The organism is Algoriella xinjiangensis, assembly GCF_900115015.1.
GTDB lineage: Bacteria > Bacteroidota > Bacteroidia > Flavobacteriales > Weeksellaceae > Empedobacter > Empedobacter xinjiangensis.
In genome coordinates, this window is record NZ_FOUZ01000011.1 from 92,154 (window position 1) to 105,835 (window position 13,682).

Annotated in this window: 13 protein-coding genes; 10 read left to right on the forward strand and 3 right to left on the reverse strand. The window is 32.0% G+C overall.

Annotation, left to right across the window (positions count from 1 at the left end):
- Positions 1–7: 7 nt before the first annotated feature.
- Complete coding sequence (panD, locus tag BM072_RS11460) at positions 8–355, reverse strand: aspartate 1-decarboxylase (protein ID WP_092908812.1); 348 nt, start codon at positions 353–355, stop codon at positions 8–10.
- Between the two features lie 89 nt (positions 356–444).
- Positions 445–1,287 (reverse strand): pantoate--beta-alanine ligase, encoded by an 843-nt coding sequence (gene panC / locus BM072_RS11465; protein WP_092908813.1) that lies wholly within the window; start codon positions 1,285–1,287, stop codon positions 445–447.
- 119 nt (positions 1,288–1,406) lie between these two features.
- Here panC and BM072_RS11470 point away from each other — a divergent pair, with 119 nt between their 5' ends.
- The 7 genes from BM072_RS11470 (at position 1,407) to BM072_RS11500 (ending at position 9,568) form a co-directional block, all read left to right on the forward strand.
- On the forward strand, positions 1,407–2,219 hold the full coding sequence (locus BM072_RS11470) for a glycogen/starch synthase (protein WP_092908814.1): 813 nt from the start codon (positions 1,407–1,409) through the stop codon (positions 2,217–2,219).
- 15 nt (positions 2,220–2,234) lie between these two features.
- Positions 2,235–3,854, forward strand: a complete 1,620-nt coding sequence (locus BM072_RS11475; RefSeq protein ID WP_092908815.1) for a DUF4270 family protein — start codon at positions 2,235–2,237, stop codon at positions 3,852–3,854.
- A gap of 24 nt (positions 3,855–3,878) precedes the next feature.
- On the forward strand, positions 3,879–5,726 hold the full coding sequence (gene glmS, locus BM072_RS11480) for a glutamine--fructose-6-phosphate transaminase (isomerizing) (RefSeq protein ID WP_092908816.1): 1,848 nt from the start codon (positions 3,879–3,881) through the stop codon (positions 5,724–5,726).
- Between the two features lie 102 nt (positions 5,727–5,828).
- Positions 5,829–6,416: a riboflavin synthase gene (locus BM072_RS11485; protein ID WP_092908817.1), complete on the forward strand. Its 588-nt coding sequence runs from the start codon at positions 5,829–5,831 to the stop codon at positions 6,414–6,416.
- Complete coding sequence (locus BM072_RS11490) at positions 6,416–7,864, forward strand: sensor histidine kinase (protein ID WP_245752154.1); 1,449 nt, start codon at positions 6,416–6,418, stop codon at positions 7,862–7,864. The genes BM072_RS11485 and BM072_RS11490 overlap by 1 nt, the downstream gene beginning before the upstream one ends.
- Positions 7,857–8,564 carry a tRNA1(Val) (adenine(37)-N6)-methyltransferase gene (locus BM072_RS11495; protein WP_092908818.1) on the forward strand — a complete coding sequence of 236 codons (708 nt, stop codon included), beginning with the start codon at positions 7,857–7,859 and terminating at the stop codon, positions 8,562–8,564. The genes BM072_RS11490 and BM072_RS11495 overlap by 8 nt, the downstream gene beginning before the upstream one ends.
- On the forward strand, positions 8,564–9,568 hold the full coding sequence (locus tag BM072_RS11500) for a class I SAM-dependent methyltransferase (RefSeq protein ID WP_092908819.1): 1,005 nt from the start codon (positions 8,564–8,566) through the stop codon (positions 9,566–9,568). Before BM072_RS11495 ends, BM072_RS11500 begins: the two co-directional genes overlap by 1 nt.
- A 52-nt stretch (positions 9,569–9,620) precedes the next feature.
- Here BM072_RS11500 and pckA read toward each other — a convergent pair whose 3' ends face one another.
- Positions 9,621–11,192: a phosphoenolpyruvate carboxykinase (ATP) gene (pckA, locus tag BM072_RS11505; RefSeq protein WP_092908820.1), complete on the reverse strand. Its 1,572-nt coding sequence runs from the start codon at positions 11,190–11,192 to the stop codon at positions 9,621–9,623.
- Between the two features lie 228 nt (positions 11,193–11,420).
- Between pckA and BM072_RS11510 the strand changes: the two genes are divergently transcribed.
- From BM072_RS11510 to rnc, 3 genes are read left to right on the forward strand one after another with little or no spacing between them, the layout of a single operon-like run.
- Entirely contained in the window at positions 11,421–11,657 is a 237-nt protein-coding gene (locus BM072_RS11510) for an acyl carrier protein (RefSeq protein WP_019975541.1), read from the forward strand.
- 18 nt (positions 11,658–11,675) lie between these two features.
- Complete coding sequence (gene fabF / locus BM072_RS11515; RefSeq protein ID WP_092908821.1) at positions 11,676–12,929, forward strand: beta-ketoacyl-ACP synthase II; 1,254 nt, start codon at positions 11,676–11,678, stop codon at positions 12,927–12,929.
- Positions 12,929–13,681, forward strand: a complete 753-nt coding sequence (gene rnc, locus BM072_RS11520) for a ribonuclease III (RefSeq protein ID WP_092908822.1) — start codon at positions 12,929–12,931, stop codon at positions 13,679–13,681. Before fabF ends, rnc begins: the two co-directional genes overlap by 1 nt.
- Position 13,682 lies beyond the last annotated feature (1 nt).

Genomic DNA, 13,682 nt, shown 5'->3' on the forward strand with positions numbered 1-13,682 from the left:
CAATTTATTAATCTAAACGATTGTTGTCGTTAGGAAATACAATAGTAGGTTCGTATGTTTTTGCTTCTTCAAAATCCATCATTGCATACGTAATCAAAATTACGGTATCACCAACTTGTACTTTACGTGCTGCGGGTCCATTTAAACAAATTTCGCCACTACCACGTTTTCCTTTAATGATATATGTCTCAAAACGTTCTCCATTTTCTTGAACCACGATTTGCACCTTTTGACCAACAACCATATTTGCTGCATCTATCAAATCTTCATCAATAGTAATACTACCAATATAGTTTAATTTTGCGTCTGTTACCTTAACTCTATGTATTTTAGAGTGAAATACTTCTATCATCATAATTTTACAAAGTTACGCTGAACTTAATAATTTCAAAACCTGTTCCAATTATTTTAAAAGGATTTCAAGGTTTTGTTAAGTTTTAATGTTTAAAATTTTATATTATCTATTAACCGAACTTCGCCTGCATAAGCCACTACAAAGCCACGAATATTTTTTGCATCCGAAAAATGTTGAATTGTTTCTAAAGAATTTTCATCTGTTATTTCGAAATATTCTAACTTAAATGGAGAATTTGCAAATTCATTTTCGACAAATTTCGTGATTTCAGCCACATCTTTTCCATCATTTTTAAGCGCTACTGCTTTTGATAAAATTGAATAAATTTGAGGTGCATCATCCGTTTGTTGTGTCGATAAACGTGCATTTCTTGAACTGAATGCTAAACCTGTTTCTGCACGATAAATTGGCATCGGCATAATTAAGACGTCTAAGCCTTCTTGTTTAACCATTTCTTGAATGATACGAATTTGCTGAAAATCCTTTTCGCCAAAATAAGCCCTTGTCGGCTTGACCGCTCTAAATAACTTAGATACAATTGTTGCAACACCGTCAAAATGTCCGGGGCGAGAAGCACCTTCCATTACCTTGTCTATTGTGCCAAAATCATACTTTTTTGCAACTTCATTTGTTGCATAAAGATCGTTTACAGTAGGTAAATAGACAAAATCGCAACCATTTTTTGTTAACAATTCGATATCTTTTTCTTCTGTACGCGGATATTTTTCTAAATCTTCGGGGTTATTAAATTGTGTCGGATTGACAAAAATGCTCACAATTGTGTAGTCATTTTGAGCTTTAGAAGCTTTAACCAAAGACATGTGACCTTCGTGTAAAGCGCCCATTGTAGGGATAAAGCCAATGGTTTTGTTTTGGTTTTTTAACTCGACGATTGCGGGAGTTAATTTTTCCTTTTCGTTAAATATAACCATAACGCTGATTGTTAAAAAAAAACTAATATAGGCGCAAAGCTACTATAAGCAAACAATATATCAACATTTTTTTGTAATTTTGTGCCTTATTATTATTTAGGAAAATAGAGTATAAAATTATGGAAGGAAAGCGCATATTGTATGTAACAACAGAAATGGTACCTTACTTTCCTGAAAATCCGATGTCTTCTCAAGCATTAGATTTGCCTAAACTTATGCAGAGCAATGGTGCGGATGTTCGCATCTTTATGCCGCGTTTTGGGGCAATCAACGAAAGAAGACACCAATTACATGAAGTAATAAGACTTTCAGGTATGAACATGATAATTAATGATTTGGATCAACCCTTAATCATTAAAGTGGCGTCTGTTCCAGGGGAAAGATTACAAGTGTATTTTATTGATAACGAAGAGTATTTTAAACGTAAAGAAGTTTACGGAGAAGACAATAAACAATTCTCTGATAATGACGAACGTTCAATCTTTTTCGCGAAAGGTGTTTTAGAAACAGTTAAAAAATTAAATTGGAAACCAGACGTCGTTCACGTTATGGGCTGGATGTCTAGTTTAGTGCCATTGTATCTAAAAAAATACTATTCTGATGATCCATTTTTTCAAGATGCAAAAGTTGTCGTGTCTTTATTTGACAATGCTTTTGAAGGAGAATTAGATACAGAATTAGTAAATAAATTGGCTTTTGATAATATTGAAGCTGATGTAAAACAATTTTTAGAAAACCCAACACATTTAGGTATGATACAAGCTTCTTTGCAATATGCAGATGCAGTAGCAAAAGGAGAAGATATTATTCCTGAAGATGTTAAAAACTATATCAACCAACAAAATATTCCTTTGTTAGATTATTGCTCTAAAGAAGAAGCAAAAGAAGTTTACAATAACTTTTATCTAGAGGAAGTAATGAACTCTAATTAAAATCTGTTGAGATTAATGAAAAATTTTTTGAATGTTCTGTCTGTATCTATTGCAATGGTAATTGCAATGGGAGCAGTTGTTTCGTGTGAAGATGAAGCTTTAGGATTAGGTAATAATGTAATTGGTGGAGAAGCTGATGGTAATGTAAAATCATTAGACGTAATTGCTTATAATGACACTGTAGATACAATTAGATCTGATCGATTTGTTTTGCAAAATGGTACATTTGGTGTTTATAAAGAAAATGTATTTGGCTCAACATCATCTAAATTTTATGCACAATTTAGACCAAGTTCTATTGGTGACCAAGATTTTGGTAAAGAGACAAAAATTGATTCTGTAAATTTAGTTGTTCCAGTTTTTTATAATACAACAAAAGATCCGCTTTCTAGAGATACAATTAACCTTAGTAATCCAGGAAAAAAATCAGAAGAAAAAGATACAATCTTAATCACTACAAAATATGCTGTAGATTCTTTATATGGTAATAAAGATCTTAAAATGACACTTAAAGTTCGTGATATTAATACACCTTTATTTAGAGATACAAAATATTTTTCAAAATTAGATGGTTCACAGTCACCAATCACAACTAATTCAGCTGTAATTGGAACAGTTACAATTGGTTCAACTGTAGAGAACAAAGTTGTTAAAGTTAAAAGTGCAACGACTTCAATTTATACAGAAACTGTTGGTTACAAAGTTTTATTGGATAAAGATTATTTTAATGAGAAGATAATCAAGAATGCTAAAACAGGCTTATTAGGAGATTATGCAACTTTTATTCGTGAAAACATCAAAGGTTTTGAATTTTCTGTTGATGAAGATAATGGATTTATCGTAAACTTTAAACCAAGTAATATCAGTCTTAATATGTATTATTCATATAAGAATCCGACTGATAAAAAAGATGGAGAAAAAGATTATAAAGAACGTTTAAGTGCAACTTATGGCTTTGATTTTACAAATCAATGGAGTACGGGAGCTGTGAATAGTTCAAATACTTTGGTTAATCAAATCAAAAATGATTTTGCTGGTACTCCTTTTGGTAATGCTGTTGCTAGTCCTAATAAAATAGAAGGTGATGCTCGTTTATACCTAAACGGAATGAGTGGAAGTCAGGTTAATTTAAAATTTAATCAGGCCCAATTAGATTCAATTAAAAACGATGTAAAAAATAAAGGAATGGTTATTATTGGAGCTAAACTGAAGTTTTTCCTTGATAATGATGTTCATAAATTTCCGAAACCACCTTATATAGTTGCTTGGAATAATTATACGAAAGATAATAAAGTTATTAATGAATTATACTCTGATGTATTAGAATTTTATAATGCTTATCCAAATTCTGTTCACTTTAATCCAATGGTAAAAGGCGATACAGATTTTTATACAATTGATGTTACAAAGCATTTAAAAAGTATGGTAGAAAAAGGAAATACATTCGAAAATCAATCGATGATTATTACAATGGGTAATTTTATTACATCTGTTTCTGACGCTACAACAATTAATAGCACAAATCCATATCAAAATAATAGAGCATATAATCCTTACCGAATTGTTTTACACGGAAATAAATCGGAAGTTGATGCTAAAAAATTAAAACTTTTAGTATATTACTCTGTAAAATAAAATAAACTTAATTACTATAAATATATGTGTGGAATTGTAGGATATATTGGGCCACGCGAAGCGTATCCAATTATTATAAATGGACTTAAAAGACTAGAATATCGTGGATATGATAGTGCTGGTTTAGTCCTATCAACTGGTTCTGAATTTGAATTAGTAAAAACAAAAGGAAAAGTTTCAGATTTAGAAGAAAAATCTGCATCATTAGATAAAACACCACATATTGGAATTGGACATACGCGTTGGGCAACACATGGTGTGCCAAACGATGTAAATTCGCATCCACATATGTCAAACAATAACGAAATTGTTTTAGTTCATAATGGAATTATCGAAAATTATGAATCTATCAAACAATTATTAATCGGAAAAGGATTTGTATTTTATAGTGATACAGATACAGAAGTTTTAGTAAATTTTATACAGTATATTCAATCTGAAAATAATTTAAGCTTAACGGATGCTGTTCGTGTTGCTTTAAACGAAGTTATCGGTGCTTATGCAATCGCAGTTTTAGATAAAAAAGATCCAGATCATATTGTTGTAGGTCGCTTAGGTAGCCCATTAGCAATTGGTATCGGTGATAACGAATTTTTTATTGCTTCTGATGCTTCACCATTCATTGAGTTTACAAAAGATGCAGTTTATTTAGATGATGGCGAAATGGCAACTATTTCTTTAGGAAAAGAAGTTGATGTTCGTAAAATTCAAGATAATGTATCTGTAATTCCAGACATTCAAGAGTTACAATTAAATATCGAAGCGATTGAAAAAGGTGGTTACGAGCATTTCATGTTAAAAGAAATCAACGAACAACCAAGATCAATTCGTGATACTATGCGTGGTCGTCTTTTAGTAGAAGAAGGCGTTATCAAAATGGCTGGTATTTGGGATCATCAAGAAAAATTCTTAAACGCTAAACGTATCATTATCGTTGCGTGTGGTACATCTTACCATGCAGGTTTAGTTGGAGAATATATGATTGAGGATTTTGCACGTATTCCTGTTGAAGTTGAGTATGCATCTGAGTTCCGTTACCGTAATCCAATTATCAAAAAAGGTGATGTTGTAATTGCAATTTCTCAATCAGGAGAAACAGCAGATACTTTAGCAGCGCTTAAATTAGCAAAAGAAAAAGGAGCATTTATTTTCGGAATTAATAACGTTGTAGGTTCGTCTATCGCACGTATGACTGATGCTGGTGCTTATACACACGCAGGTCCAGAAATTGGTGTTGCTTCAACTAAAGCTTTTACAGCTCAATTAACAATTTTGGCTTTAATTGCAATGAAGTTAGGAAAACATAATGGAGAATTATCAACAGAAAAATTCCATTACTTAACAAGAGAATTAGACCATATTCCAGAATTAGTAGAGAAAATCTTACAAAACTGTGAAGGTGTAATTGATCGTATTGCAGAAAAATATAAAGACAATAAAAATGCAATTTATTTAGGACGTGGATACAATTATCCATCTGCTTTAGAAGGCGCATTAAAATTGAAAGAAATTTCTTATATCCATGCAGAAGGGTATCCAGCAGCAGAAATGAAGCACGGACCAATTGCATTGTTAGACGAAAATATGCCAGTTATCGTTATTGCAACTAAAAAAGGTTATTACGAAAAAGTAGTTTCTAATGTACAAGAAATTAAATCGCGTAGTGCCAAAGTTATTGCAATTGTAAACGAAGGTGATGAGCAAGTTACTGCTTTGGCAGATGATTTTGTTGTAATTCCAGAAACGGCAGAAGAATTTTCTCCAATTTTAGCGGCAATTCCATTACAATTATTCTCGTATTGGGTGGCTGTTAAATTAAATAAAAATGTAGATCAACCACGTAACTTGGCTAAGTCGGTTACAGTAGAATAATATTTGCTCTATAAACGAGTTTTTTAAGGGATGATTTCAAAATCATCCCTTTTTCGTTTTTATAAAAATAATTTTATCATTAATTTCACAAAAAATATCATCATGTTTACAGGAATAGTAGAAGGGGTAGGAAAAATTATTAAGTTAGAGAAAGATCAATCTAACTTAAATTTATGGATTGAAGCTGATTTTGTAAACGAATTAAGAGTAGATCAAAGCGTGGCGCACAATGGTGTTTGCTTAACTGTGGTCGATTTTAAAGATGATCTTTACAAAGTTACTGCAATAGACGAAACCTTGTTGAAAACAAACTTTAACACTTTAAAAGAAGATGATTTAATCAATTTAGAACGATGTTTGATTATGAATGGTCGTATTGACGGTCATATCGTTCAAGGACACGTGGATCAAACCGGAAAAGTAGTTTCTATAGATAACCAAGATGGTAGTTTTTTAGTAACAGTTGCTTATGACGAAGCTTCGACAGGAAATGTAACTGTAGAAAAAGGTTCTATTTGTTTAAATGGAATTAGTTTAACAGTTGTAGACAGTAAAGTAGGACAATTTTCTGTCGCAATTATTCCGTATACATGGGAATTTACAAATCTTAGTCGCGTAAAAGTTGGCGATACCATGAACCTTGAATTTGATATAATCGGGAAATACGTCAAAAGATTATTTCAAAAATAATGATTAGAAGAAAAAATAACTTATCGCTTCCAGTTCGTATTATCATTTATATGGTAACGATTCTTCTGTTTACGGTAGGTTCGATATTGGTTATTACTGCAAGTCATTTCAATAATCAAACAAAACGATACCACGAAGATATTCTTCGTCGCAAAGAAAAATCTGTTCTTAGCGCAATTGATTATGAAATGGATAATTATCCTGGTATTGCAACAAAGGATAATATACACATAATATTAGAAGATAAAATAATGCAAATTGCAGACATCAACAAGCTTAATATTGTGGTGTACGATTTGCGTGGAAATAAAATTTTAACAACCGAAGCTAAAACATCAACGTTTAATGTTTTGCCGCAAGATATTCTAAATAAATTGCGAACATCTAATGAATTGGTCATCACGCACAAAGAAAATGGCGACCAAGGAACCATGTATTCTTCGTACAGTTATATCAAAAATTATTATAACGAAAACGTAGCTGTAATCTGCCTTCCATATCAATCTAATGATGATTTTATGCAAGAAGATATGTTTACGCTTATCGGTAGTTACGGACTTGCATTTGGCGTTATTTTATTGTTTGGAACGTTGGCTGTTTATTTTGTAACAAAGCGAACGCTTAACCAGATTTGGTCGTTTGCAGATCGCATTCGCGAAACCGAAGTTATCGTAAACAATATGCCTATTCGTTATGATGGAAACGATGAAATTAAGGTTTTAGTTGATTCTTATAACGATATGCTTTTCAAATTAAAAAAACAATCTGAGTTAATTGTGAAGCAAGAAAGAGAAGAAGCTTGGCGAGATTTTGCTAGACAAGTAGCGCACGAAGTAAAAAATCCATTAACACCAATGAAGTTAATGATTCAGAATTACATGCGAAAGTTTGATCCAAATGACGAGCATTTAACGGAAAAAACAATGCGTACCGGAAATATTTTGTTGCAACAAATTGAAACGATTGCTGCAATTGCCGAGGCTTTTTCTGACTTTGCAAAAATGCCTACTCGTAATGATGAAAAAGTAGATATTATAGAAGTTGTTAAAAATGCACTTTACGTTTTCCCGATGGAATATATCGAATTTAATTATTCGCCCGAAGTAATTTTAATGCATTTTGATAAACAATATCTAAACAGAGTTATCACAAATATTACCAAAAATGCATTTCAATCTATTCCAAAAGATCATGCTGCAAAAGTTAAAGTAGATGTTGTTTTGACAGATGGTTTTCTACATATCACAATAAATGATAACGGTTCTGGAATTCCAGTAGAGGCGCAAGATTCTATTTTTGTTCCAAAATTTACAACCAAAAATAGCGGAATGGGAATTGGCTTACCAATGGTCAAAAAAATTATTGATGATTATGACGGTACAATCCGCTTTGAATCTAAGGTTGGTGTAGGAACAACATTTTATATCTTGATTCCATATCATGAATAGAAAACCTTTTAAGTTTAAACAATTCTCCATTTTTCAAGATAAAACAGCCATGAAAGTTGGTACCGACGGTGTTCTACTTGGCGCTTGGACAACTAACAATTCGGGTAATACGATTTTAGATATTGGAACTGGAACTGGATTAATATCAATGATGTTGGCGCAACGATTTCCTGAATCACAAATCGATGCAATCGAAATTGATGAAAATGCATATTATCAAGCCAAAGAAAATTTCGAAAATACACCATTTTACAATCGTTTATCCATTTATTTAACTTCTTTACAAGACTATAAAACCGATAAAAAATATGATTTGATTGTAAGTAATCCACCATTTTTTACGGTAAATGATTTGAATGAATTTGACGCGCGTAAGCAAGCAAGACAAGAAGAAACACTTACATTTTCTGATTTATTAGAGAAAACTGCTCAATTATTGAACAAAGACGGTTTAGCGAGTTTTATTATTCCGCACGATCGAATGTTAGAGTTTTGTGCAATAGCAGCTGAAAACGCTTTAAAAGTATCAAAAACAACATTAATTAAGGGGAATGAAACTTCGCCAATCAAAAGAGTTTTGCTAGAATTTAGCCTCGAGCAAAAAGAAATCGAAGAAAATACACTTACAATAGAAATCGAACGTCATCGTTATACAAATGATTATGTCAATTTGACAAAAGATTTTTATCTAAAAATGTAATGAATTCGCACACTTTTTATAAACAAACATTTACATCAGAAACTTCTCATCAATTAGTTGGAATACTAGATTCGATAGATTTTAAATCATTGAATTTGGAAGAGCATAATTTAGATTATATCGAGAAGATGAAGCCTAACTTTTTTTATTATATCCAAATGTTTGATTATGCTATCAATACTTTAATCAAAGATGATGATATTGATAATAAATGGATTATTGATTTTGGAGGTGGACATGGTTTTTTAAGTTTATTTTTGAAATTGAAAGGATTTCGAGTTATTTATTGTGATTTCAATATTAATTCAGTTCAAACAATTAAAAAAATTGCAGAACATATTGGTTTTGGACCTGATTATTATGTACATGGCTCGTCTAGTGATGTTTTAGCATTTATAAAAGAAAAAGATCTGAATATAGATTATCTAATTTCTACAGATACAATAGAACATATTTTTGATCTGGAAGAAATGTTTTACAATTTTCATTTAATAAATTCTTCTTTGAATATGCTTTTTACAACAGCATCAAATCCTAAAAATTTTATCAAAGCAAAACAGTTGCGAAAATTGATGAATAAAGATGAAATTGAAGAAAATATACCAAATAGAAGAAAATATTTAGCTGAAATATACCATGATTTAACAGACGAAGAGTTAAATGATTTAGCAAATAATTCGAGAGGATTAAGATATGTTGACCTTCCTGAATATGTGAAATTTTATGAAGAAAATAGATCTTTCAAAAAAATAGAAATTGATGCCTATAACTGTTGTGAACCCGAATTTGGGTCATGGATGGAAAGAATTCTACCTTTAGAAGATTATATAGATTTAGGAAAAAAATATGATTATAACTTAGAAATTAAAAATGGATTTTTTAATTCCTTGGATAAGAAATCTGTAAAAAAAATACTTGTTGAACAGATAAATAATTTTATGGTATGTAATAAAACTTTCGGAATTTATTTAGCACCATTTATTACTTTAAAATATTCAAAATAAAAAAACGTCGAACAATGTTCGACGTTTTTTGTATCTATAAATCTAATAAAAATTAGATAGTTGGTCCTCCAGCTAATAAATCAGCAGTTGCAAATTCTTCGAATTTTTTAAAGTTTTCTTTAAATTTTATAGCCAATACATTTGCATTTTCTTCGTAAGCTTCTTGTGAAGCAAAAGAAGTTGCAGGATTTAATTTGTCTGTTTCAACACTTTCGATTGCAACCGGAACTTCGAATCCAAAAAATGGGTCTTTTCTGAATTCTACATTATTTAAATCTCCGTTTAATGCAGCATTAATAACGGCACGAGTATCTTTTAAAGACATACGTTTTTTCTGACCATTCCATCCTGTATTAATCAACCAAACGTTAACACCAGTTTTTTCAACTTTTTCGCTTAACATTTCAGCATATTTTGTTGGATGTAACGGCATAAATGGCGCACCGAAACATGTAGAAAATGTTGTTTGTGGTTCTGTAACACCAGCTTCTGTACCAGCAACTTTTGATGTATATCCAGAAATAAATAAATACGCAGCTTGGTCTGGGTTTAATTTTGCGATTGGAGGAAAAACACCATACGCATCAAATGATAAGAAGAAAATGTTTTTAGGATTTTTTCCTACAGATGGCACAGCGATATTTTCGATATAATCAATCGGATAAGAAACACGTGTGTTTTCTGTTATAGATCCGTCAGTGTAATCAACTTCGTTTGTACCTGGTTTTAAAGTACAGTTTTCTAATAACGCACCATCTTTGATTGCTGCGAAAATTTCTGGTTCTCCTTCTGCAGATAAGTTAATTACTTTTGCATAACAACCACCTTCAAAATTAAAAACAGTATCATCTGCAGTCCAACCATGCTCATCATCACCAATTAAACGTCTGTTTTTATCAGCAGATAATGTTGTTTTACCTGTTCCAGATAATCCGAAAAACATTGCTGTATCTCCGTTTTCTCCAGAATTTGCAGAACAATGCATTGGTAAAGTATTTTTAAAGACTGGCATAATAAAGTTTAATGCCGAAAAAATACCTTTTTTCATTTCTCCTGTATAACCAGTTCCTCCGTTTAAAACGATTTTACGTTTAAAGTTTAAGATTGAGAAATTATGTTGTCTTGTACCATCTAAATCTGCATCGGCAGTAAAAGTTGGTGCATTTATAATTGTCCATTCAGAATCTCCGAAGTTTTTAATTTCTTCTTCTGTTGGACGAATAAACATATTGTAAATAAATAAATTAGCAGCAGGTGTTTCTGTAATTGCTCTAATTTTTGTTTTGTATGCTTCATCAGCACAAGCAAAAGCATCACGAACATAAATTTCGCGGTTGCTTAAATGCTCTACTACTTTATCGTATAAAGCGTCAAATTTGTCAGAATCGAAAGGAATATTCGTTTTTCCGTCCCACCAAACGTTGTTTTCAGTGATTTCGTCCATAACAATGAAACGATCTTGAGGCGAACGACCTGTAAACTCTCCAGTTAACATGTTAACTGCGCCCGAAGAAGTAATTTCTCCTTGTCCAAGTTCAACCATCTTTTGGGTTAACTCTTCCGAAGATAATTGATAGTTAATTTTGGAATTTTTTATTCCGTAAGATGCCAATTCTATACTCATTTTTGTGATTTTATAGTAAATATGAAATATTAAAGGTAAAAATTTTGCACAAAATTACAATAAAAACATTTGCTAAAAATTTGACTTATATCATTAACTTAAACGTTTTCGTGAACAAATAACACCCTCATATTTAGCCATTGCTATGCAAGCATATAAAAAAAAGCTTGTATTTCATATAAGTTTTATATTTTTGCACTAGTTTACAACAATTAAAATTAGAAAATTATGTCTGACATTACATCAAGAGTGAAAGCAATTATCGTAGATAAATTAGGAGTTGATGAGAGTGAAGTAACTCTAGAAGCAAGCTTCACTAACGATTTAGGAGCTGATTCATTAGACACAGTAGAATTAATCATGGAATTCGAAAAAGAATTTGATATTCAAATTCCAGACGATCAAGCTGAGAAAATTTCTACAGTAGGTCAAGCTGTTAAATACATCGAAGACTTAAACAAGTAATAGTTCCTTATAATTAATATGGAATTAAAAAGAGTAGTAGTAACAGGTTTAGGCGCGCTAACACCAATCGGAAATACTTACCAAGAATTTTGGGACGGATTAATGAATGGTGTAAGTGGCGCTGCGCCTATTACGCTTTTTGACGCAACTCTTTTTAAGACACAATTTGCTTGTGAGATTAAGAACTTCAATATTGAAGACCACTTTGATCGTAAAGAAGCAAGAAAAATTGACCGTTGTGCCCAATTGGGAATTATTGCTGCAAGAGAAGCAATTAAACACAGTGGAATCTTAGAAGATGCAAATGTAAACAAGGAGCGTATCGGTGTTATATGGGGATCTGGTATTGGTGGAATTAAAACTTTTGAAGAAGAAGTTTCTAATTTTGCTACAGGAAATGGAATACCACGTTTCAATCCATTCTTTATCCCTAAGATGATAGCAGATATCACACCTGGTCATATTTCGATGGAATTTGGTCTTATGGGACCTAATTATACAACTGTTTCGGCATGTGCTTCATCAACTAATGCGTTAATTGACGCGTATATGTTGTTAAGACTTGGCAAAGCAGATGCAATTGTTGCTGGAGGTTCAGAAGCCGCAGTTACAGCTTCAAGTATTGGAGGTTTCAATTCAATGCATGCACTTTCTACAAGAAACGATGATCCAAAAACAGCATCTCGACCATTTGACAAAGACCGCGACGGTTTTGTAATGGGAGAAGGTGGAGGATGTATGATTCTTGAAGAATACGAACATGCAATTGCAAGAGGAGCTAACATTTATGGAGAGCTTGTAGGTACTGGTATGTCCGCAGACGCACATCATTTAACGGCACCACATCCAGAAGGATTAGGCGCATTTAATGTGATGAGAAATGCTTTAGAAGATGCAAATATCACTATCAAAGATATCGATCATATTAATATGCACGGTACTTCGACAGGATTAGGAGATATTGCAGAATCAAAAGCGATTCAAAAATTATTTGGAGAACACGCCTACAATATTCAAATTAATTCAACAAAATCTATGACAGGTCATTTATTAGGATCTGCGGGTATTATTGAAGCAATTTCGACTATTGGAGCGATGAATAACAGTATTGTTCCGCCAACAATTAATCATTTCACGGATGATGAAAATCTAGATCCAAAAATTGATTATACATTTAATAAACCAAAAGAGCGTAATGTAGAATATGCATTAAGCAACACATTTGGTTTTGGTGGTCACAATGCTTGTGTGATATTTAAGAAGTATAAGTAATGTCTTTCTTAAAAAAATTATTTTCTTTTAAAAATCAAAACGATGATTCAAAATCGTCTGATCCGTTTTTAAAATTTTTAAAGCCGATTTTGGGTTATAACCCTCGAAATATTGAGGTGTTTAAAGAAGCATTTACCCATCGATCGGCCCAAAAAAAAGATGAAAACGGAAATAGTATCAATTTTGAAAGATTAGAGTTTTTAGGAGATGCATTACTTGGTGCTTCTGCTGCAACGCATTTGTATTATAAAGCACCAGATCAGCAAGAAGGTTATTTAACTAAAATGCGATCAAAAATCGTCTCACGCAAGCAGCTAAATGCTGTGTCAAAACAACTTGGTCTTTTAGATTATTTAGAGCCATTAAACAATCACGCTAATCTGGGCGAAGATGTAAATGGTGATATGTTAGAAGCTTTGGTTGGAGCTATTTATGTAGATGGAGGAATAAAAGCGGTAGAAAAATTTATTCAAGATAAAATTATTGACCCTTACGCGGATTTAGATCGTTTGGAGCACACCATTACTAGTCACAAATCGTTGATATTAGAATGGAGTCAAAAATCGAGAAATACGATAAGATTCAATACTTTTGAAGAGCAGAATGCTGAAGATTTACAAGTTTTTGTATCCGTTATTCGTCTTAACGACAAAGTAATTTCCAAAGGAAGAGGAACTTCTAAAAAGAAAGCAGAAGAAAGCGCCGCTAAACGCGCTTATTATTCCTTACAAAAGAAAATAGAAAAAGTATAAT